Source organism: Streptomyces sp. NPDC002265 (assembly GCF_040296125.1).
Taxonomy (GTDB): Bacteria; Actinomycetota; Actinomycetes; order Streptomycetales; family Streptomycetaceae; genus Streptomyces.
The window spans coordinates 1-20872 of the sequence record NZ_JBEOWS010000052.1; the positions used below are offsets into that span (position 1 = coordinate 1).

17 protein-coding genes and 2 pseudogenes are annotated in these 20872 nt (G+C 69.8%); 8 read left to right on the top strand and 11 right to left on the bottom strand.

Going from position 1 to position 20872, the window contains the following annotated elements:
- Window positions 1–64: 64 nt before the first annotated feature.
- The 6 genes and pseudogenes from ABT085_RS12435 to ABT085_RS12460 form a co-directional block, all read right to left on the bottom strand.
- Window positions 65–931, bottom strand: coding sequence for an ATP-binding cassette domain-containing protein (locus ABT085_RS12435; protein WP_351605255.1), 867 nt, complete (start codon window positions 929–931; stop codon window positions 65–67).
- Window positions 932–933: 2 nt separating this feature from the next.
- On the bottom strand, window positions 934–2007 hold the full coding sequence (locus ABT085_RS12440) for an ABC transporter permease (protein WP_351605258.1): 1074 nt from the start codon (window positions 2005–2007) through the stop codon (window positions 934–936).
- A gap of 1 nt (window position 2008) precedes the next feature.
- The gene (locus ABT085_RS12445) at window positions 2009–3028 is read right to left on the bottom strand and encodes a substrate-binding domain-containing protein (RefSeq protein WP_351605340.1); all 1020 of its coding nucleotides are present in this window, start codon (window positions 3026–3028) and stop codon (window positions 2009–2011) included.
- Between the two features lie 118 nt (window positions 3029–3146).
- Window positions 3147–3551 (bottom strand): annotated as a pseudogene (locus tag ABT085_RS12450) (aldo/keto reductase); the annotation flags it as partial.
- Window positions 3552–3613: 62 nt separating this feature from the next.
- Window positions 3614–4837: an RNA-guided endonuclease InsQ/TnpB family protein gene (locus ABT085_RS12455; protein ID WP_351605261.1), complete on the bottom strand. Its 1224-nt coding sequence runs from the start codon at window positions 4835–4837 to the stop codon at window positions 3614–3616.
- A 110-nt stretch (window positions 4838–4947) separates the two neighbouring features.
- Window positions 4948–5454: pseudogene (locus ABT085_RS12460) on the bottom strand (aldo/keto reductase); the annotation flags it as partial.
- A gap of 597 nt (window positions 5455–6051) precedes the next feature.
- Here ABT085_RS12460 and ABT085_RS12465 point away from each other — a divergent pair.
- Window positions 6052–7005: a replication-relaxation family protein gene (locus tag ABT085_RS12465; protein WP_351605264.1), complete on the top strand. Its 954-nt coding sequence runs from the start codon at window positions 6052–6054 to the stop codon at window positions 7003–7005.
- A 244-nt stretch (window positions 7006–7249) separates the two neighbouring features.
- Here ABT085_RS12465 and ABT085_RS12470 read toward each other — a convergent pair whose 3' ends face one another.
- The 3 genes from ABT085_RS12470 to ABT085_RS12480 form a co-directional block, all read right to left on the bottom strand.
- Entirely contained in the window at window positions 7250–7771 is a 522-nt protein-coding gene (locus ABT085_RS12470) for an NUDIX domain-containing protein (RefSeq protein WP_351605267.1), read from the bottom strand.
- On the bottom strand, window positions 7768–7923 hold the full coding sequence (locus tag ABT085_RS12475; protein ID WP_351605268.1) for a hypothetical protein: 156 nt from the start codon (window positions 7921–7923) through the stop codon (window positions 7768–7770). The genes ABT085_RS12470 and ABT085_RS12475 overlap by 4 nt, the downstream gene beginning before the upstream one ends.
- A 330-nt stretch (window positions 7924–8253) precedes the next feature.
- A complete protein-coding gene (locus ABT085_RS12480) occupies window positions 8254–9039 on the bottom strand; it encodes a helix-turn-helix domain-containing protein (protein WP_351605276.1) in 786 nt (261 codons plus the stop codon).
- Between the two features lie 311 nt (window positions 9040–9350).
- Here ABT085_RS12480 and ABT085_RS12485 point away from each other — a divergent pair, with 311 nt between their 5' ends.
- The 7 genes from ABT085_RS12485 (at window position 9351) to ABT085_RS12515 (ending at window position 19747) form a co-directional block, all read left to right on the top strand.
- Complete coding sequence (locus tag ABT085_RS12485) at window positions 9351–9569, top strand: hypothetical protein (RefSeq protein ID WP_351605279.1); 219 nt, start codon at window positions 9351–9353, stop codon at window positions 9567–9569.
- Between the two features lie 261 nt (window positions 9570–9830).
- The gene (locus ABT085_RS46685) at window positions 9831–10055 is read left to right on the top strand and encodes a hypothetical protein (protein ID WP_502982715.1); all 225 of its coding nucleotides are present in this window, start codon (window positions 9831–9833) and stop codon (window positions 10053–10055) included.
- Window positions 10056–10065: 10 nt separating this feature from the next.
- Window positions 10066–11688: a TIGR02677 family protein gene (locus tag ABT085_RS12495; RefSeq protein WP_351605281.1), complete on the top strand. Its 1623-nt coding sequence runs from the start codon at window positions 10066–10068 to the stop codon at window positions 11686–11688.
- Window positions 11685–13010 (top strand): TIGR02678 family protein, encoded by a 1326-nt coding sequence (locus ABT085_RS12500; RefSeq protein WP_351605284.1) that lies wholly within the window; start codon window positions 11685–11687, stop codon window positions 13008–13010. The genes ABT085_RS12495 and ABT085_RS12500 overlap by 4 nt, the downstream gene beginning before the upstream one ends.
- A complete protein-coding gene (locus tag ABT085_RS12505; protein ID WP_351605287.1) occupies window positions 13007–17245 on the top strand; it encodes a TIGR02680 family protein in 4239 nt (1412 codons plus the stop codon). The genes ABT085_RS12500 and ABT085_RS12505 overlap by 4 nt, the downstream gene beginning before the upstream one ends.
- A complete protein-coding gene (locus tag ABT085_RS12510) occupies window positions 17242–18513 on the top strand; it encodes a TIGR02679 family protein (RefSeq protein WP_351605290.1) in 1272 nt (423 codons plus the stop codon). Before ABT085_RS12505 ends, ABT085_RS12510 begins: the two co-directional genes overlap by 4 nt.
- Window positions 18514–19123: 610 nt before the next feature.
- Window positions 19124–19747 (top strand): nucleotidyltransferase domain-containing protein, encoded by a 624-nt coding sequence (locus ABT085_RS12515; protein ID WP_502982716.1) that lies wholly within the window; start codon window positions 19124–19126, stop codon window positions 19745–19747.
- Here ABT085_RS12515 and ABT085_RS12520 read toward each other — a convergent pair.
- Window positions 19734–20117 carry a PCC domain-containing protein gene (locus tag ABT085_RS12520; RefSeq protein WP_351605342.1) on the bottom strand — a complete coding sequence of 128 codons (384 nt, stop codon included), beginning with the start codon at window positions 20115–20117 and terminating at the stop codon, window positions 19734–19736. The two genes, ABT085_RS12515 and ABT085_RS12520, sit on opposite strands and share 14 nt — an antisense overlap.
- Before the next feature lie 103 nt (window positions 20118–20220).
- Window positions 20221–20793, bottom strand: coding sequence for an asparaginase domain-containing protein (locus ABT085_RS12525; protein WP_351605294.1), 573 nt, complete (start codon window positions 20791–20793; stop codon window positions 20221–20223).
- Window positions 20794–20872: the final 79 nt, after the last annotated feature.

A 20872-nucleotide genomic window follows, 5' to 3' on the forward strand; every position in this document is an offset into this window, starting at 1 on the left:
GCCCGTGCCACGCCCGCCCGCCGCTCGGCGTGCGAGCGGGGGCGGAAGACGGCTCTGAGCCGGTCTACGCCTCCGGCAGTTCCTCGATGTCGACCCCGTGCACCTGGGCCAGTTCATGCCTGAGCGCGGCGAGTTCGGCGCCGCCGGCCATGTGGTGGGTGAGTTCCTGCAAGGTCACCTCGGCACGCTCGGCGCCGAGTTCGAGGGTGCCCAGGCGCAGCACGCTGAAATGGTCGCCGACCAGGTAGGCGTGGTGCGGGTTGTGGGTGATGAAGACGACGCCGAGGCCGCGTTCGCGGGCGGCGGCGATGTACTTGAGCACGACACCGGACTGCTTGACGCCGAGCGCGGCCGTCGGCTCGTCCAGGATCAGCACCCGGGCGCCGAAGTGTACGGCGCGGGCGATGGCCACGCACTGGCGCTGGCCGCCGGAGAGCGTGCCGACCGGCTGCTCCAGGTCGTCCAGGACGATGCCCATGCTGCGCAGTTCCTCGTCCGCGGTCCGCTTCATCCCCGCGATGTCGAGGCGGCGCAGCGGCCAGGGGCCGCGCGTGATCTCCGAGCCCAGGAAGAAGTTCCGCCAGACCGGCATGAGCGGGACCGTGGCCAGGTCCTGGTAGACGGTGGCGATGCCCAGGTCGAGGGCCTCGCGCGGGGAGCTGAAGCGCACCGGCGCGCCGTCGACGAGCAGTTCGCCCTCGGTGTGCCGGTGCAGCCCAGAGATGATCTTGATGAGGGTGGACTTGCCCGCGCCGTTGTCGCCCAGGACGCAGGTCACCCGGCCGGGGCGGACCGCCAGGTCGACCCCGTGCAGGGCGCGGATGTTGCCGTAGGACTTGCCCGCGCCCCGGAGTTCGACGACTGGCGCTGCCTGCTCCGGCTGGTCGTCCTCGCGGCCGCCTCCGTGCGGACCGCTGCCGTTGCTGGTCATGTTCACCTCCGGGTAGCCGTACGCCGGACCCACAGATTGACGAGGGCCGCGACCAGGAGCATCACGCCGAGGAACGCCTTGAACCAGTCGGGATTCCAGTTGGCGTAGACGATGCCCTGGTTGACCATGCCGAAGATGAAGGCGCCGATGACGGGGCCGATCGCCGAGCCGTAGCCGCCGGTCAGCAGGCAGCCGCCGATGACCGCCGCGATGATGTAGAGGAACTCGTTGCCGACGCCCTCGCCGGACTGCACCGTGTCGAACGAGAACAGCAGGTGCATGCCGACGAACCAGGCGCCGGCCCCCACCCCCATGAACAGGACGACCTTGGTGCGGTCGACGGGCACGCCGACCGCGCGGGCGCTGTCCTGGTCGCCACCGACCGCGAAGATCCAGTTGCCGAACCGGGTGCGCAGCAGCAGCCAGGTGGCGGCCGCGGCGAACACCAGCCAGTAGACGATGGTTATCTTGAAGTCCACTCCCCCGACGGTGAATTCGGAGGCGAAGACCTTCCTGGCCTGGCCGAAGCCGTCCATGTCGGCGATCGAGTCGCTGGCGACGTTGTCGGTGAAGATCTTGGTGACGGCGAGGTTGGAGCCCTGGAGGATCAGGAAGGAGCCCAGGGTCACCAGGAAACTGGGCAGACCGGTCCTGATCAGCAGCCAGCCGTTGAAGGCGCCGACGGCCAGGGAGACGACCAGGGCCACGGCCACGCCGGTCCACACGTTCACCGTGAGCTGGAAGCTCAGGATGGCGGCGGTCAGCGCCGAGGTGGTGACCGCGACACCGGCGGACAGGTCGAACTCGCCGCCGATCATCAGCAGGGCCACCGGCAGCGTCATGATGCCCATGACGGACGCCTGGTAGAGGACCGTGGACAGGGCGCCCGCGGTACGGAACGAGGGGGCGGCCGCGAAGAAGAAGACGTACACGCCGATCGCGGCGATCAGCGCGCCCACCTCCGGGCGGGCCAGCAGTCTGCGCACCGGGGAGCGCCGGGTGCCGCGCCCGTCCGTGCGGCCGGCCGGCGCGGCCGGCGGCGAGGCGCTCGCCGCCGGTGCCGTTGCTCGGGTCATCTCAGCGGGTGCCCTTCGCGGCGAACGCGGCGACCTTGTCGACGTTGGACTTGTCGACGAAGGCCGGACCGGTCAGCACCGGCTGCTCCCCGCCGCCGCTGTAGTTGCCGTTGTTCTTGTAGAGCCACAGGGAGTCGATCGCCAAGTAGCCCTGGAGGTACGGCTGCTGGTCGACGGCGAACTGGATGTCACCCTTGGAGATGGCGCCGGTGAGCTGCTTGTTGAGGTCGAAGGTGGCGATCTTCGCCTTGCTGCCCGCGTCCGCGACCGACTGCACCGCGGTCAGCGCGTACGGCGCGCCGAGGGCGACGACGTAGTCGATGGCACCGTCCTGCTTCAGCTTGGCGGTGATGGTGGACTTCACGGACGGCATGTCGGTGCCGTTGACGTAGAGGATCTGCGTGGTGCCCTGGAAGGTCTTCTTCAGGCCGTCGCAGCGCTGGGTGAGGCCGACGTTCCCCTGTTCCTGGATCACACAGACGGTGTTCTTGGCGCCGACCTCGTTCAGCTTCTTGCCGAACGCCTCGCCCGCCACGCTCTCGTCCTGTCCGAAGAACGACATGAGACCGAGGTTCTTCCAGTCGCTCAGCCCGGAGTTGAGGCCCACCACGGGGATCCCCGCCGCTTCCGCCTTGCCCGCCACGGCCTTCATCGCGTCCGGCTTGGCCAGGGTGATCGCGATGCCGTCGACCTTCTGGTCGATCGCGTTCTGGACCAGGTTGGCCTGGGTGCCCGCGTTCGGGTCGGCGGAGTAGACGAGCTTGATGTTGTCCTTGTCCGCGGCGGCCTGCGCGCCCTTGCGGACGATGTCCCAGAAGGTGTCGCCGGGTGCCTGATGGGTGACCAGCGCGACCGTCATCGCGGGCGTGCCGGCCTTGCCCGCGGCCGCGCCGTCCCCGCCCTCCTCGGCCTTCTTGCCGCCTGAACCGCTGGAGCAGCCCGCGAGGATCAGGGCCGTCGCCGCGGCCAGCGCCGCCACGGTGGCCGATCTGCGGGAGTGGACGTGCGAAGAGCGATCCATCATGCCTGCACCTCACTGTGCGCCGGGGGGGGAACGCCGGGTCGGCTTCCAGACCTACCCGCTGCGATCGGGCGTATCCCTGCCGACGACCGTCACCGAGTCAGCACACCCCGTCCAATCAATTCCTCTGACTGACCGTCAACTCCAGTTCCACGGCCGCGAGATTCTCCTCCAGCTGGGCCACCGAGGACGCCCCGGCCAGCGGTACGACGGGCAGCGCCCCGCCCAACTGCCAGGCCAGGACGACCTGGTTGACCGTCACCCCCGTCTCCCGGGCCACCTCGCGCAGCACCGCCAGACGGGCCGGGGTGCCGGGATGGTCGTAGTCCAGCGGGAGCGGCTTGTCCGTACGGGTGTAGGCACCGCCCACGAGCGGCGAGTAGGCGACCAGGGTCAGCTCGGGCTCCGCCCGAAGATAACCGAGCAGTTGGCCGTCAGCCCCGCCCAGGCTGCCGTCCGGGAAGAGTCCGCTCGGCAGGTCGGTACGCGGGTGCAGGTAGGAGTGCTGGTACTGGAGGACCTCTTGACATGCTCCTCGTCCTGCGGGGCGAGGATTCTGGCCTTCCCTGACTGGTTGCTGTGCCGCTATGCGGCACGGTTTCCGGTCGGGAGTCCGTGGCTTCCTGTTTCTTCGCGCTGTGCCAGAACGGGTTCTGGTCTTACCGGCGCTCCACAGGCCGATGCCGCCAGTCCGGCGGCCTGTTTGATGTTGAGTGCGGCATTGATATCCCGGTCGTGGACCGTCCTGCAGGTGACGCAGGTCCACTCCCGCACGGACAGGGGTTTGGGCCCGTCAACCGCGCCGCAGGTGGAGCAGGTGTGCGAGGTCGGTGTGAAACGCCCGATCTTCACCAGCGTGCGTCCGTACCGTGCCGCCTTGTACTCCAGCATGGCCACGAACTGCGACCAGCCGGCATCGTGGACGGACTTGGCCAGCCTGGTGCGCGCCAGTCCCGCCACCGACAGGTCCTCCACGGCGATCCCTTGGTTCTCGGAGATCAGCTTCGTGGAGAGCTGGTGGTGAAAATCTCGGCGGGCATCAGCGACCTTGGCATGGGCGCGGGCGACCTTGAAACGGGCCTTGGCGCGGTTCTTCGATCCCTTCTGCTTACGGGACAGCTCCCTCTGGGCCCTCTTGAGTTTCTTCTCCGCCCGGCGCAAGAACCTGGGAGAGTCGATTTTCTCGCCGGTGGACAGGACGGCGAAGTGCGTCAGGCCGAGATCGATGCCCATGGTGCGGTCGGTGTCGGGCATCCGTGCGGAGTCTTCGGCGGGGTCGGTGTCGACGACGAAGGAAGCGAAGAATCTGCCCGCCGCATCCTTGATCACGGTAACTGAGGACGGTGTAGTGGGTAGGGTGCGGGACCACTTCACCTGCACCGCGCCGATCTTCGGCAGGTTCAGACGGCCACCGTCGGTGATCTTCCAGCGGGCGTTGGCGGTGAAGCGGATCGACTGCCGGGCGTCCTTACGGGACTTCAAGCGTGGCGGACCCAGTTTCGGTCCCTTGCGGGTGCCTCTGAGCGAGGCGAAAAAGTTGCGATACGCGGTCTCGGCGTCCCGCAGGGATTGTTGGAGCACCACCGCGGATACCTCGCCCAGCCAGGACCGTTCCTTCGTCCGCTTGGCCTCGGTGATCAGCTGTCGGGACAGTTGCCCGGCCGTCGGGAACGGCAGCCCGGTCCTGCGGGCGTCCTCACGGGCGCGCACCGCATCGTTGAACACGACGCGGGCGCACCCGAACGCCCGGGCCAGCGCGGCCTGCTGTGCGGCGTCGGGGTACAGGCGGAAGCTGTACCGGAGCTGCATGACCCCACCCTACGTACGTCGGTCATGGGTGAGACGCCGCAAATCGGAACTGGTCGTCACTATCTCCGACAGCCGGGCGGTCCCGCCGCAGCCGCGAGGGCGCGGGCCTACTCGACCTGCCAGACAGCCTGGTTACTCACCCCCAGCAGGCCAACGGCGCCCTCGGCCGACCAGAGCCGCGAAACCTTCGGCCGTCTCCTCCAGCGGAGCGGTGAAATCGTCTATGTAGGCGTAGAGCAGATCGAGCTTCTCCATGCCGAGCCTCTCGCGGCTGCGTTCAGCGGACTCGCGGATCACCTTCGCCGACAGCCCCGCAGTGTTGCCGACGAAGTCCGTACCAGGGGCCAGCGGCGGGTGCCCAACCTCGTTGCGACGAAGACCTCGTCGCCGACGCCTCGGCTGCACCGCCAGCGGCCCAGCAGTTCATCGCTCTGGCCGCCCTGACCGCCGCCCTCCCAGAAAACTTAGTTGTCGGACGTGTCAATGAAGTTCCAGCCCGCCTCGACATAGCGGTCGAGAACGGCGAAGGACTTCTTCCCGTCCGCGCGCGAGCCGAACAGCATCGCCCACAGCGCCAGCACGCTCACCTCACGGCAGGTACGCGGATCGCTGCCGATCGTGCGCTAATGCACGATGATTCCTCCCGTTCGCCCATATTCGGGGCGCGTGCACGGAATGCTTGAGCTTGAAGCGCACTTGAAGCCAAGTACCGCCGGGACGAGGGTGTGAATACCGGCACGGGTACGCCATCCTGGCGGGCGCCGCCGTGTCCTCGCCGCACGACGGGTACACGAACCCAGAGCACTCGCGCGCAGCTGGCAGCGCGTCGTCGCGGAGGCCACCGGCCGATGCGCGAAGAGGTCGAAGGCGCCCCCGATCCCCCGAGGCTCGCCGCCCACCCATCCCGTCCCTTTTCTTTTCTTCCTGGTCCTGGGCTGGGTGTGTGGTGTGCAGAGGGGGATGTCCGGCACCCGACCATGCGCGGAATGGCCTGGTGACCTGCAGATACATCACCAGGTGCCGGAGAGGTACGGCCGATTGTCGGAGGTGTAGCGGCGGGGGTATTCAGTGAAGTCACGGGAGGGGTTGGAGGCGGGGTTATCGAATCGTGCCTGTGGTCGGCTGCTCATGGTCGGTGGTGTGGTCGGGGTCGGCTGATGCGGTGGCGGTACACGGCGCCGGAACGGCCGGGGCCGGTGTGGGAGGTGGCGAGGATGCCGTTGAACCTGGACGCGGCCATGGGTGACCGGCTGGCGCTGGCCGTGGTCGCGCAGTACCGGCTGGTGACGACGGAGCAGCTGCACCGGGTGATCGCGCCCCGGGTGCGGATCGAGCAGACCCGGCGGCGGCTCGTGAAGCTGCGGGAGGAGGCGTTGGTGCAGTGGGTGACGCTGCCTCAGGCAGGGCGTCGTCGGGCGTGGTTCGCCACCCGCTACGGCGTGCAGGTCGCTTCCGAGTGGCCGGAGTTACGGGACTTCGCACCGCCTCGGCTGATCGCCGATCCGAGCGCCGCGCGGCTGCGGGTGGCGCATGCCCTGGCTGCGACCGAAGTCGGCGTCGCGTTTCAGCAGGACGCCCACGCCCGAGGCGACATCTGCCGACCGCTGGACTGGATACCGGAGGTCCACCACTCCCTCGGGGGCGGGGAGGCCGTCATTCCCGACGCCCTGCTGTTCTACCAGGAGGCCGACGGGCCGATGCTGCGCGCCTTTGTGGAGGTCGACCGGGCGACCATGGGCCCGGAACGGCTCGCGGCGAAACTCGACACCTACAGCCGCCTCCACTCCTACATCTCCGCTCCTCCGCCCGGCCGCTCCCGGCAGGCCGACGGCTTCCGGACAGAACCGGACTGGCGGCGCCGCTATCCGCTCTTCCCGCGACTGCTGTTCGTCCTGGACGCCACCGGCCCCGCTGGCATCGACCACCGCATCCACGCCCTCCACGCGGCAGCCGGAGCACTCGGGGTGGGAACTTTCCTGCACGACGTCCCTGTGCTGGCCGCGCCGATGACCGACCTGCTGCAGCACGGCCCCTCCGCACCCGTCTGGCGGCCCGTCCAGGACCCTGCGCAACGAGTCGGCTGGACGTCCCGGCGCCGTGAGCGTACGACCGATCAGCACCCCGCGCACGACCCGTCCGAGCTCGGTACCTGGCCTGCGCAGACCTGACGACAGGCCCGACCATGCGCATGGTCGGGCCTGACCATGGCGCGGTCCAAGCCTGACCACGAGCCAAACCACAGCAGGTCACAGCGCTGCGCATGCCGTCCGCCCCCAACTGTGCGCATTCACCGCCCGACTGCGCACGGAACGGGGACCGGCGGCACGATGCGCTGCGCAGCGTCTGCGCATTGGCTCGGGCCGCGACTCAACGTTGTTGTGCAAGACGCTGCGCGGGGTATGTCCTGCGCCGTCACATGACGGGAGTGCCGTCTCGGAGGTACAGCGGGCGTCCCGCCTCCAGCGCCTTCAAGGCGTGCTCGAACCGGCGCCGCATCCGGTCCTGAAGTCGACCGGCGGCGTCGGCGGCTGTGACGAACGCGGCCTCCGACAGCTCTTCGTCCCGCGGGCGTAGTCGGTGGGCCTGCTCCGGGTCGAGCGTGCCGCCGTCGAAGATGAACGCGATCTGATCGTCCCAGGGACCGTGTGGGGCAACCCAGTCCACGACCAGCAGCCCGAGCAGGTTGATGTGCAGGCCGAGTTCCTCGATCAGCTCCCGGCGCACCGCGTCCTCCGGCGGTTCGTTGGCCTCCGCCATCCCGCCGGGCAGGTCCCAGTCGGGTTTGTAGGTGGGGTTCACCAGCAGCACGCGACCGTCCGGGTCCCTCGGCAGGACATCGGCCGCCACGCGCTTGCGGGCCTGCCGGGCATTGCCCTCCGCTAGATAGGCGTTCCAGGCGTCGGTGTCAGTGGGGTCGGGTGCAGTGCCCCTCATGCGGTGGTGCCTCCCAGGTGCGGCGGAATCAGATCGGCCAGCAGGAGCGTTCTGGCGCGGCGCGCATCATCGAACCGCGTCAGGTACTCCTTTACCGGCGCGTACCCCCGGTGTGGCTCCAGCAGACGGCGCAGCCCGTCGAGCTGCTGCACCACCCGAACCGAACCGAGCGTGGGGCTCGTGCTGAGCAAGTCGTGGCCTACGTGCACCAGAGTGATCCGGCTCAGAGCCAGCGACCGAGCCCGCCCCGCCTCCCGCAGCCTGTTCCGCAAATGCCAGCGCTTGGTCGTACTGCTCCAGGTCGCGCATGATCAGCGCCGCCTCACTGGCCATGGCGGCGGCATCGAACGGGCTCAGCCAAGGATGACCAGCAGCAGCCGCCGCGTCGAGATCATCGTGTGCGGCCCCCAGCGCACAGGCGGCCGGGGTGCGCTGCGCGGCGACCGCCAGGGCCTGCGCCTGCATCGTGTGCAGCCGTGCCGTCAGCGCCGGAATCCGGGGACCCTGCGCTGCCAGGTCCAGCCCGGTCCGCGCCCATCCAACGGCCCCGGCCGTGTCTCCGGTCTCCCGCGCAAGATGGCTGCTGCTCGCGGCGACGTGGGCGGCCAACGGCATGTCACCCGACGTCCGGCCAGGGGAAGCGCGCGGGCGAAGTGCTGTGCGGCATGGTCGTCGCGCCCGGAGTCGTGCGCCATCCACCCGGCCATCTCGGTCAGCGCGGCTGCCGCGGCGAACACCTGCGGGCCGCTGCCCAGGTCGACCAGTCGGGGCGCCACCCGGTCCGACAGGTGCCGGACGACGGCGCCGTACAACCGGCCGCCGCCAGTCTGCCGGTCCGCACTGCGGAAGTGGTCCATGGCCACCAGATCGTCACCGTCCGGCGGCGGATGGTCCGCCCGCCCATGCTCCGCAGTTGCCGGCGCGGGCTCCCACGACCGACGAGCCAGCCCCAGCAGATGACCCGGGATGTGGAAGGCATCGGCGATCTGCTCGAACAGAGTCAGCTTCTCTACCCGACTCTTGCCGTTCATGTAGTCGTACAGACGCCCCTGCGTGATGTCGACGGCAGCAGCGATGCGCCGCGTGCTGACCCCACGCGCATTGAGCATCCGGAACACCGCGCCCATGTCTCGCTCGGCGCACGCCCTGAGCAGGCGTTCATCCCCGAGCAGACCGGCGATGACCTCACGCGGATCCGTGACAGACGGTACATCTGCAACTCCCCCGAGTAGCGGATGGGTCAATGCTAGAGCCAACGCCCTGATCATGACTCCATGTTGGAGTCACCTTCTGGAGTCTCCCCATCCCCTTCCTCGGGCGTTGACTACCTATCAGCCGCCGGGGAGTGCGCCCGTGCACGCGCCCCGGCGACCGGCTCCGCGTCACCGCGGTCGACAAGTCCCGCCGCTGCATGCCTGAGCTGCATCATCCCGAGCCGGACGCCTTGGGCGGCAGGGGCCTGCTCCTGGTCGACCTCATTTCCGACCGCTGGGGAACCGACCTCCTTCCCTGGGGGAAAAGGGTCTGGGCTGAGATCGTGATCAAAGCGGCCGATCGGTGACCGGCCGGCCGCCACCGTATGACCGAACCGGGCGGCGTGCCCGCCAGGGCGATCCTTATGTGCACCGTCGTCGTCGGCCTCGGGCTGGTGGCGTCGATCGTGACCAGCGAGACCCGGACCGCCACAGCAACCGTCACGTATGCCGTCCCAGACGCCGAGCCGTCGGCAACAGTCCGCACCTCCGTCCGCCTGGACCGGCTGTACACCTGCCGCTGCGACCCAGGGTCCACCCAGTGATCCCCGCCCCTGGGCCGACCTCTTGCACGGCCGCTTTGCCCCGCACCCGGCCACCGGGGCTGCACAGCAGGAAACCTCGCGCGCGGCAGGCGGGCTACGTCAACGGGGCACGCTTTCCCCTCTCGGCGACCGCACGATCCCTGACCAGCCTCGGCCGACAGCTCACATGAACCGACCGCCGGACGACTCGACACGTCACTACCTGAACAGCTCCGCGATCGTCACTACGCTGACCGACGGGGCACCCGGCGAAGAGAGACCATGACGTACGACCACGACCGCATCGGAGCCTTGCTCGACGAGGGAGTCAGCGACAAGGTGTACGCGGTTGCCATGTGGGCCGTCGGCGACGCCGCCGGCATCCTCGCCCAAGGCCCTGGCACCCTCCCTTGCCTCACAAGCCGCTGCCACGGGAACCACTACGAGCTGGCACACGTCTGTGGCAATTCCGGCCACACACCGGCGGCAGTTGGATGCACCGCGTAACCTCGCGAGCATGGGGGCACCCGCATCAGGCGCAGCTCAGGACGCCGACGAGGAGGCGCGCCGGCGGCTGAACGCGTACACGTACCTCAGCGCGCCCGAGCGGCTGGAGCACGTCGCGATCATGCGCGTCTTCTGCGGAACGCTGCTGGCGGATCTTGCCGTCCCGGACATCATGGCGAAACTGCGCCAGCCCGGTGGTTCCGCCACAGGACTCAACGCCGACACCCTCACGGTCCGGCTGGAACAGCTGGTGCAGTGGGGAAACCTGTTGCGCAGCAGCCACACGGTGAACGCGTCCAGCATCAGCGAGTACCAGCGCTCCCGCTCGCGCTACCAGCTGTCGAAACTGGGCGAACGCATCCAGCGCGACGCCGATGGGGTCCTGGCCGAGGCCGACGCCGCCCGCGAGGTGAGCAACGAACTGTTGGCACTGGTCGAGCGCGGACTGCATGAGCTAGCCGACCTCGTGGCTGCGCCCGGCGGCATAGAGCCGCAGGACGGACTGGAGCGGATCAGCACGCTGTTCGTGCAGTTCAGCGAGTTCGCGGACTCCATACGCGACTTCTACGCCTACCTCGGGCAGGTGCTGTCCCGCTACGACCTCGACAGCGCCGAGTACCAAGGCTTCAAGGAGCTGCTCCTGGACTACGTCGAGGCGATCACGGAGGACGTGGCATTCCGAGCGCCCCGGATCTCTGCGGCGCTGGACACCCTTTGGCCACACATCCCGGCTCTGCTGGACCGGCTGGACGCCCACGCCCAAGGGCTCACCGGGCTCTCGACGCAGGGCGAAAGCCGCCTGGAAGTCCGGGTCCAGCGCAGCCGGGGCCGCGAGCTCGCGGACTGGGAGGGCCTGCGCGGCTGGTTCAGCGACACCGACGGCCAGGGCAGTCAGGTCGACCAGCTGCGCGACGCCACCCTGCGCGCATTGCAGTCGCTGCTCGCCAACGCCAAGCGAATGCTGCGGTCGGCCACCGGGGAGATGTCCCGGCGCAAGGATCTGCTGCGGCTGGCCCGCTGGTTCGACGAAGCCGCGCCGCAGGATGCACACGACATCGCCGTCGCCGCCTTCGGACTGTACGGCGCCCGCCATCTGGGCGTACCTCCGGCCACCGACGAGGTGGTGCCCGCCTACACGAGCTGGTGGACCGGTCCGGTGGTCGAAGTGCCGGTAGCTCTGCGTGAGAGGGGCAGCCGCGCACAGCGGGGCCGGGCCTCCGCGGTGGAGGACCACTCCGCGCAGAAGCAGCGGCTGCGGGAGGCCGCCCGTCAGCGGGCAGCGGCCAGGGCAGCGGCGGCGGACGAGCTGCGTAGCGCGTCCGGCCGGTTCGCCGAGGTTCGACTCACCTCGGCGGCGCTCGGCCTGCTTCTGGAGCTGCTGGCAACCGCACTCGGAAACGCTCAGCTCAGGAGGAATGCCGGCACGTACGGGGAGGAGACGGCGGGGTTCGGCCTCGACTCGGCCGGCAGCGAAGACGTCGAACTGCGTATCCGGCTCACCGTACGCCGGACGGCGGGCACGCAGACGGTGCTGTACTCGGCCGACGGTGACCTGCTGCTGGACGACCTGGAGCTGGACATCTGTCGCATCTCCGCCGCGGTCGACGGCGAAGCGGAGGCGAGCGTGTCATGACCCTTCCCTCGACTCACGACGTGGCCCTGGCCGCCGAACGCCGCATCGCCGCCCGGCTGCTGCTCGCCCGCCCCCTGGTCGCGTCGGACGGCCCCCATGCCGACCTCTTCCCGCTGATCCGCAGGCACGCCGACTGGCTGGGCAAACGGTTCCAGCAGGTGCTCGGCTACCGCCTGCTGGTCGACAGCTCCTACGCCCGGCTGTTCAAGGCGGGGCTGGGGGCGAGCTCGGGACACCGGCTGGAGCGCTCCACCGGCACCCCTTTCACCCCGCACACGTACGCCTGCCTCGCGCTGGCCCTGTCCGTGCTGGTGACCGCGCCCGAGCAGATGCTGTTGTCGCACTTGGTCGCCGACATCAGGGCCGCCGCGGCCGACGCGGGGATCGAGCTGGAGGAGACGGGCCGGGTGGCCGGGAAGCGAACGCTGGTCGCAGCTCTGCGCCAGTTGGTCGACTGGGGCGTGCTCATCGAGACCGAGGGCCAAGTGGCCGCGATCGCGCATGAGGCGGGCGGAGAGGCCCTGATCACAGTGGATCGGGAGCTGGCCCGCGTGGTCGTCGCCGGCCCGCTCGCACAGGCCCGGGACGGCGCCGACCTGGTCCGGCGGGCAGCGGACCCGGGGTTCGGCGGACCGCGCACCTATGTGCGTCGGATGCTGGTCGAGACACCCGTCGTCCACCTCGACGAGCTGACCGACGCCGAGCGCGACTGGCTGCGTACCCGGCAGCGCCGGGAAGCCCAGGCTTTCTCTGAACTCCTGGGGCTGGAGCTGGAGATCCGTGCCGAGGGGGTCGCTCTGGTGGACCCCGAGGAGGAGCTGACGGATCTGCACCTGCCGGGCACCGGGACCGTCGCACAGGCCGCGCTGCTGCTGGCGGAACGGCTCGTGGAACAGCTTCGGCCGCAGGAGCCGGGGCATCCGGCGACCGGCGGGACGCTCGTCATCGGAGTGGCTGTCCCGGACGGCCTGGTCGACGAGCTGCTGGCCGAACTCATCGCCGAGTACGGGCAGCGCAGCAACTGGCAGCGCGGCTACCTGGAGGACCTTCCCTCCCTGCGTGAGGCCGTACTGGACCTGCTGGTCCGCATGCGGCTGATGGCCCGCGCCGGGCGGCTGCGCGCCGAGGGAGAAGGACTGCCGGAGGGATACGTCGAAGAGGCGCCGGAAGGACGCACGGTGACCGATGTCCATGGCGCACGGCCCGGCGGTGACGGCTGGGTGCTGCTGGCCGCAGCGGCCCGCTACGCCACCCACGTCACCGTGCGCCCGGCCACCGCGGCTGGCAGAGGCACGGACGTCCAAGAGGAGTTGCCGCTATGACCACCGACGCGCGTGGCCTCGTTCCGCTGCCGCGTTCCGGCCCCGCGACGACCACCGGCGCGCGTTTCCGGCTGCACCGGGCGGGCATCCAGAACGTCTGGCAGTACGACGAGCAGGAGTTCTCCTTCGGCGACGGACGGCTGCTGCTGCGCGGCAAGAACGGCGCGGGCAAGTCCAAGGCCCTGGAGATGCTGCTCCCGTACCTTCTGGACGGCGACTCCCGGGCCTTGGACGCGACAGGCACCGGCCGCACCACGCTCGCCTGGCTGATGCTGGACGGGTTCGAGCAGACCAACCGTCTCGGGTACCTGTGGGTGGAGTTCCGGGGCACGGCCGCCGACGGCGGTCACCGCCACCTGACGCTCGGCGCCGCCATCCGTGCCTCGAAGTCGACGCAGAAGGCGCTGCCGACGTTCTTCGTCACCCCGCTGCGGGTCGGTGAGGACCTGCACCTGGTCGAGGCAGGTAAGCCGCTGCCGGTCGACCGGCTCAAGGAGATCGTCGGTTCCGACAACGCGACCGAACGTGCGGTCCAGCACCGCTCCCGTGTGGCCCGGGAACTGTTCGGGATCACCGATGCGACGCGCTACCGCAACCTCACCCAGCTCCTCCACCGACTGCGGCGCCCGACGGTCGGGGACCGCATCGAACACGGGGGCCTGGCCTCCCTGCTCAGCGAGACCCTGCCGGGGCTCGACGAGGACGTGGTCGAGAAGGTGGCGCGCAACCTCCACGACCTCGACGCCGTGCGGGACGAACTCGGCCGCCTGGAACGCACCGACGCGGCCTTGCGCACGTTCCTCACCGGCTACCGCGGCTACCTGGCCGGAGTCCTGCGCACCTCCGCGCAGAGAGTGAGCCACGAGCTGGGCGTCCTCACGCAGCGGCGCCGGGCGGCCGGAGACGCCGCACAGCGGACGAGCGACCTGAGGACGCAGGAGGAGGAGTCGGAGGGCACACTGGAGACCCTGCGCGAAGAGGAACAGGCCGCCCGGACCGATCTGGCCGCCCTGCACGCCAGTCACGCCTACCGCAGCCTGCGCGAACTGTCAGAACGCCGCGGCACGGTGGAGGCACTGCACACCGCCGCCGTGGCCGCGTTCACCACCCTGCGGAACGCGCACGACGCGGAGGAGAGCTCGGCGGAGCGGCTGGCCGAAGGTGTCGAACACCTCGGAAGCCGCCTGACCGAGCTGGGAACCGAGCATCGGGAACTGCTGACGCAGGCGGAGAAGGCCGGGCTTCCCACCGGCCATCTCGGCGCGGCGGTGGCGCTACAGCGCACGGTTCTCGCCCAGGCCACCGAGACAGAGCTGACGACTCCGGACAGGGAGACGCGCACCGTACGGCACCGACCCGTGGCCCGCGTCGACACGGCCACGACGCTGGAGGGTCTACGGTCCTGGCAGAACCAGCTGGAGGACGCCGAGGCGGTCGCGAGAAACCGCGCCCGGATGGTTCAGGAGGTGACCCGTCTCATCTCACGGGCGGACGAGGCCCGGGGCGGGGCGGATCAGGCCGATGCCGAGCGGGAACGGCTGGAGGGCGAGGCGGAAGAGGCCGCCGGTCGTCTCGACGTCAGTCGCCAGAAGGTCGTTGAGGAGAGCCGCGTCTATGCGGACCGTGTCGCCGAGTGGGTGGTGGACGCGCGGACCGCGCTGGGGCCCGACTGCCCGCCTATGGACGCCGTCCACGCCTCCGTCGGCTGTGAGACCTCCGCCGACGCGCCGTTCGCGGACCGCACGCTGCCACCAGACATCGACAGCCAGGCGCGGCAGACCGCTCAGGCCGCATTTGAGCCGTACGGCGAGGAACTCACCGGACTCCGGGACGCCCTGGCGCTCGACGTCAGTCGGCTCGGCGAGGAACTCGACCGCCTGGCTGAGCAGAAGCGGGACTGGGAGCAACGTACCGACCCTGAGCCGCCGGCCCCGCACCATCGCGTCGCCGCGAGGACGCCGGGCAGCGGAGCACCTTTTTACCGGCTCGTGGACTTCGCGGACGAACTCGCTCCGGCCGACCGAGCCGGTCTGGAAGGAGCCCTGGAGGCCAGCGGAATCCTGGACGCGTGGGTGGGCGCGGACGGCGCTCTTCGCGATCCCGGCACCCGAGACACCCTTCTACGGCCCGGTCCCCTGCTGTCGGACGGCCCGACTCTCGCCTCGGCCCTGCGCCCGGCCCCTGAACCGGGTGGCGGCGTCACGCCCGAGCAGGTGGGACGTCTGCTGGCCACCATCGCACTCGCACCGGCACAGGAGACCTCCGCCCACAGCGCGGTTTTCTACGACGGCAGTTGGCGTCTGGGCGTGCTCAGCGGCCGTCACGACAAGGGCGCCACCGAGTACGTGGGGGCCGCCGTACGCGCTGAAACCCGGCGGCGCATCCTCGCCGAGCTGGAGGAGCAGATCACGCAAACGGAACAGCGGCTGGCCGGCGTCCGCGAGGAGCTCGCCGTAGCCGATGCCATGCGTCGGGCTCTCACGCTCGCGGAACGGGGCTTCCCCAGGGCACGGAGTCTTGCGGACGCATGGAGCAGGACCGAATCAGCAGACAGGACGCTGCGTGACCTGATCGCCAAGGCGACCCGGGCGGCACGGCTGGCCGAGCAGGCCCGCGCTCTCGCGGTGGCGGCGCGTGCCGAGGCGGATGCCACGGCAACCGCCCACGACCTGTCCGGCGACCTCGCCGCCCTGGACCGCGTACGCACCGCATTGGCTGCCCTGCTCAGCGGTGTCGGGCATCTGCGCAGGGCTGCCGTCGGCACGGGCGAGCGGCTCGGCGCGAACCAGGCCGATGCCGACCGGTACGCACGCGCCCGAGAGGATCGCCTGGCCGCGGACGAGAGTTACCGGCTCCACCTCGCCGGGCTGCGCACCGCTGAGCAGGACCTGCGCACCCGCGAGGGGGCGATCGGGTCGTCCGAGGAGGAGATCCTCACCCGCGAGCAGGAGGCCAAGCAGCGCATCGCGAATGCCGTCCGCGCCCTCCCCGCGGCCGGGCGAGCCCGCGACGAACTCCACGACCTGCGCGTGCGCGCGGAAGAGGACGAGAAGCGCCTGCGCGGGAACCTGGCGGACCAGGAGGCGGCGGTCATCGACACCGGCAGCGCTCTTCGCGGTGCTCTCGGCCGGCCCGAGGTGGTGCGCGGCGCCGGTCTCGACCGATCCTCGCTGCCCGAGTACGTGTCGGACGATCCCGGCGCAGACGTTCGCAGCCGACTGCGAGCGCTGCGGGCGCTCGCCGACGCCGTGGAGCAGGCCCTCGGCCGCCCGAAGGGCGAGGTGTCGGACAGCACCCTGCTCAATCGGCACACCGAGCTGCGCGACCAACTGGCCGGCGGGTTCGACGCGCAGTTGGAGGAACGCGACGGAATCAAGGTGTGCCGCCTGGTCGACGACCACGGGTCCCATGACGTCGCGGCTGTGGGCGAGCGGATCGCGGTCCAGGCCGCGGAGGCCAGGGGACGGCTCACCGACCGCGAGCGCGATGTGTTCCAGCGGTTCCTGACCGGTGAACTCGGCGATCACCTCTCGGCACAGGTCATCACCGCGGCGAACCTGGTCGCGGCTCTCAACGAGACCCTGCGGACGGTACGCACATCCCACGGTCTCGGAGTCGAGCTGCTGTGGAAGCTGGACGAGGACGTGGACGCGGACGTACGCGCGGCCGTCGAGCTACTGCGCAGTCCGTCGAGCCTCAGGACGCGCGATCAGACCGAGCAGCTGCGCGAGGTACTGCAACGCCGGATCGAGGACGCCAGGCGCGCCGACCCGTCGGCCGGTTATGCCGCCCATCTGCGGACCGCGCTGGACTACCGCGACTGGTTCCGTTTCCACACCTTCGTGGTCGAGGACGCGGCCCCTGGCCGCCGTCGGAAGCTGACCGGCCGGACCGGTCTCAGCCAGGGCGAACAGCGGGTGCTCTCCTACCTCGTGCTCTTCGCCGCGGCTGCCGCCCACTTCACCAGCCTCGCCGAGTCGGCGCCGCACGCGCCGCGGCTGATCCTCCTGGACGACGCCTTCGCGAAGGTCGACGAACCCACCCATGGCCGGCTGGGCCGTATCCTCGTCGACCTCGATCTCGACTTCGTCCTCACCAGCGAGCGGCTGATGGGCAACTGGCCCGAGGTTCCGTCCCTGCACATCTACGAGTGTCTCCGGGATCCCCATGTGCGCGGGGTGGCCACCCTGCACTACACCTGGAACGGTCGGCACAGGCGTCTGGTGTCCGTATGAGCGGGCTGCCCTCCGACACGCGCGACTGGCTGAAGGGACCGGGACTCACCCGGCTCTGGGAGGGAGTGCGCAAACGGCTGGAGAGCAACGGCGTACAGGCCACGGGTTCGCTCCGGCTGACCGCGATGAACGCTCAGGAACGGGGCGACCTGTCTCTCCTGCTGGGCAAACCCCTCACAGGTGCCGCCGTGACCGTACGGCTCGACGTGCTCGACGCACGGCTGCGCGCCTCGGCCGCCGGGCTCGGGCTCAGGCAGACCCTGGAGGAACTCGGACCGCCCCTCACTGACCGCCGTGCCGCCCGCGCGGATGCGACGGCACGACGGGAGCAGGTGTGGTCGTCTCTCGGTTCGTCATTGGACGCCACCCCGCTCGCCGACCAGGAATGGTCCCGGCAGTGGTACGACCTGTTGCGCCGTGCCGGCGTGCCGAGAGGAGTGCCGCCCGAAGCAGCGATCTGGACACTCCAACAGGCTGTCCAAGTCCTCACCACTCTCCTCGGACCCGAGCGGGACGGCACACTCGGCCGAGGAGAACTCGCCGCCATGGCGACCGGCTCCGCGCACGGCCTGGACGACGGCACCTGGCTCGCACGCCTCGTCCAACGCGGTGTCGCCCTCGCCCATGGCGCCGAGTTCCCCGATGACGCGGCCGGTCGACGCGCTCTGTGGCGGCTGGTGTCCGTCACACCGGACGAGGTGTCCAGCACGGTGCTGACCTACGGGCTGCGACCCGAAGGCGAGGGCTGGCGGGAGCGTGCCCTACGGGACCGGACCGAGCATCACGCCGAAGCCCACCTCACACCGCGCGACCTGCACGCCCTGCGGCTGCGACTCCCCGCCGGAACGCTCATCCACATCTGTGAGAATCCACGCGTGGTGGAAGCCGCGGCGGACGCGGCCTGCGTCCAGCCCCTCGTGTGCACGTCCGGCAGCGCCGCCACGGTGGTCCTCACGCTTCTTGACGCCCTCGCCGCCACGGGCTGCCGCTTCGCCTACCACGGCGACTTCGACTGGCCCGGGATCGCTCTGGCCAACCGGGTCATCCGCCGCTACGCAGCCTCGCCATGGCGCATGGGCACAGCGGACTACGAGCGCCTGGCAGCTCGCAGTCAGGCCGAGGGCATCCCTCAACTGACGCTCGACGGCCAGCCGGTCAGCGCGGACTGGGACCCGGACCTCGCCCCTGCCATGACCGCCCTGGGCGTCGCGCTGCATGAAGAGGCGACCCTCGATCTCCTGGTGGACGACCTATCACGTCAGACGTAGAGACGTCGGCGCCAAGCTGGGGCTCTGGGAGCCATCTGGGAGCCGACCCGCTCCCGAAGCCCCGGCAACGGAGCGAAGGTGTACCTCGTACGGACCGCACGCGTGCTCGTGCGCGTGCGCCACGAGTTCCGAGACGGCCAGAACTCCGTCGCTGATGACGTCCCCTGACAGGCCCAGATCCTTGAGGACACGTCGCAGAACCGCGCGGGCTTCTCCCGTCGGGTTGATGGTGTGGTCGGTCCAGCAGTACACGAGGCCGAGAATGGCGGACGGCACGCTAATCATCGGGCGGCGGACCTCCTGTGGGTGACGTCGGTGGCCGTCTCCCGGAGCTGCGACGTGGTCGCGGAAGCGCGTCAGGTACGCCGCTGAGAGGCGTACGGCCGCAGGAAAGCACCCCGGCTTCGGGCACGCGGCCCCGGGAGGATCTTGGCTCAGGCACCACGAGGCCGGTCGCGAGTCACGCACTCAACGATGGCCGCCGGTGCCCCTGATGCTCATGGGCGTCTATGAGGGCGAGGGGCCAGGGAGCGACAAGGCACTCCAGCGAGACCGCCGGCTCGCCGTCGGCCTGTGCTTCCGCCCGTCTGGTCACTGGGAGTATGGGCGGGTGACTGCTGACGTGTTGGGACACTGGGTGCCGGATCGCCCCGAGGATGTGGCCACGGTCTTCGCCAAGGCGGACTTCCCGTGGTGGATCGCCGGTGGCTACGAGATCGAACTCGCGGTCGGTCGCGAGCTGCGCGCACACGGCGATCTCGACGTCCTCGTTCTCCGGCGTAACCAGACCCTCGTACATGAACTGCTGGCCGACTGGAACCTGCACGTGGCGGATCCGCCCGGCCAGGGGGAGTTGCGGCCGTGGCGTCCTGAAGAGGTTCTTCGGCCGCCGCTTCACGACATCTGGTGCCGCCGCACGTCCAAGGCGCCCTGGTCGGTGCAACTCATGCTGGACGAGGCCGAGGGCACCCAGTGGGTCTCGCGGCGCACCCATGAGATCCGGCTCCCGATCGACCAGCTCGGGCGAACGAGCGAGGCGGGCATCCCGTATCTCGCGCCCGAGGTGCAGCTCTTCTACAAGGCAAAGGCGACCCGGGACAAGGACGAGACCGACTTCGAAGCGGTACTGCCGCTGCTCGACGCTCCGGCACGCGTCTGGCTGGCGGACGCGATCGAGGTGATCGCGCCCAACCACCCCTGGCTTCGCCGGCTCCTTCCGGTCAGCCGAACGTGAGCAGCGGAACGTCGTAGAGGTCGGGGTTCCGGGGCCGGGTCATGGTGGGCGACGTGACCTCCACGATCAGCAGCTCGCTGAGGAACTGGACCTTGGTGCTGAGGAGATGGCTAGTCCTGCCGTCGGCCGACTGAGCCTTCAGGCCAGCGGAGACGTGGATGTGCGGAAGTATCCCGCCGGTGGCCGGGTCGTGGGCGAGTGTGCCCGCGCCGAACGCCTCGACGTTGGTGACGTACGTCTTCGCCCAGACCGGTGCGTCCGGGTCAGCGAGCTTCTCACATGCACTCACGATCTCTGCCTCCGCGAAGGCTCCGATGAACGAGGGGATGTAGCCCTGCCGTACGCCGTTGTCCCGGCAGAAGGTGGACAGCGCCTCGAAGAAGTCCTCCCCCGTGGTCGAAGGTGACGCCGAAAGTACGGCCGCCGGTCAGCTCGTGAGCACGCATGGGCGGGTGTCTCCTGATGAGGTGGGATCAGCGGGCGGAGGCGGTGGTGAAGGTCTCGCGGACCGTCGCTCCGTCGGCGCCCTGGGCAAGCAGAGCGTGGAGGAGGAGCCGCGCATGGTACGGGCTGAGGTCTCCGGCGCCGATGAGTCCTCGTCCGAGGAGGTCCTTCTCGGAGCCTGGGAAGCCGTACGTGTCGGACAGGACGGGTCCGTTGCCGATGCGGGAGGCGAGGACCACGGGTATGCGGGACGCGAGTTTGGTGAGTCCTTCGACGAGACGCTCCGGGACGTGGCCTACGCCGAAGGCCGCGACCAAGAGCCCGTCACAGTTGCCGTCCCACAGGTCGAGCAGGGCTCCGTCGTCGCCGAGGGTGACGGTGTAGAGCCCGACGCGCGCCACACGGTCGGGGGCACCGACCAGCGATCCACGGGACGGCAGAACGCCCACCCACCGCACCCAGTTCTCCGCGATCCGCGCGATCGGGCCGCTTGCTGGTGAGGTGAAGGCGGCGGGGCTGGTGGTGTGGGACTTGCGGACGGTCCGGGCCAAGTGGATCTCGTCGCCAAGTACGACGAGACACCCATCGTGACGCGTCGTCATCTCTTGCTGGGTGCATGTCAAGAGATGACTGACCTCCGGTCGTAGGCATCATGTTGGCTCCGGCAGCCCGCCCCTGTCT

Bases quoted from the DNA above. Each gene is read 5' to 3' on its own strand.
- ABT085_RS12435 (WP_351605255.1), bottom strand. From the start codon at position 931: ATGACCAGCAACGGCAGCGGTCCGCACGGAGGCGGCCGCGAGGACGAC.
- ABT085_RS12440 (WP_351605258.1), bottom strand. From the start codon at position 2,007: ATGACCCGAGCAACGGCACCGGCGGCGAGCGCCTCGCCGCCGGCCGCG.
- ABT085_RS12445 (WP_351605340.1), bottom strand. From the start codon at position 3,028: ATGGATCGCTCTTCGCACGTCCACTCCCGCAGATCGGCCACCGTGGCG.
- ABT085_RS12455 (WP_351605261.1), bottom strand. From the start codon at position 4,837: ATGCAGCTCCGGTACAGCTTCCGCCTGTACCCCGACGCCGCACAGCAG.
- ABT085_RS12465 (WP_351605264.1), top strand. From the start codon at position 6,052: ATGCCGTTGAACCTGGACGCGGCCATGGGTGACCGGCTGGCGCTGGCC.
- ABT085_RS12470 (WP_351605267.1), bottom strand. From the start codon at position 7,771: ATGAGGGGCACTGCACCCGACCCCACTGACACCGACGCCTGGAACGCC.
- ABT085_RS12480 (WP_351605276.1), bottom strand. From the start codon at position 9,039: ATGATCAGGGCGTTGGCTCTAGCATTGACCCATCCGCTACTCGGGGGA.
- ABT085_RS12485 (WP_351605279.1), top strand. From the start codon at position 9,351: ATGACCGAACCGGGCGGCGTGCCCGCCAGGGCGATCCTTATGTGCACC.
- ABT085_RS46685 (WP_502982715.1), top strand. From the start codon at position 9,831: ATGACGTACGACCACGACCGCATCGGAGCCTTGCTCGACGAGGGAGTC.
- ABT085_RS12495 (WP_351605281.1), top strand. From the start codon at position 10,066: ATGGGGGCACCCGCATCAGGCGCAGCTCAGGACGCCGACGAGGAGGCG.
- ABT085_RS12500 (WP_351605284.1), top strand. From the start codon at position 11,685: ATGACCCTTCCCTCGACTCACGACGTGGCCCTGGCCGCCGAACGCCGC.
- ABT085_RS12505 (WP_351605287.1), top strand. From the start codon at position 13,007: ATGACCACCGACGCGCGTGGCCTCGTTCCGCTGCCGCGTTCCGGCCCC.
- ABT085_RS12510 (WP_351605290.1), top strand. From the start codon at position 17,242: ATGAGCGGGCTGCCCTCCGACACGCGCGACTGGCTGAAGGGACCGGGA.
- ABT085_RS12525 (WP_351605294.1), bottom strand. From the start codon at position 20,793: ATGACGACGCGTCACGATGGGTGTCTCGTCGTACTTGGCGACGAGATC.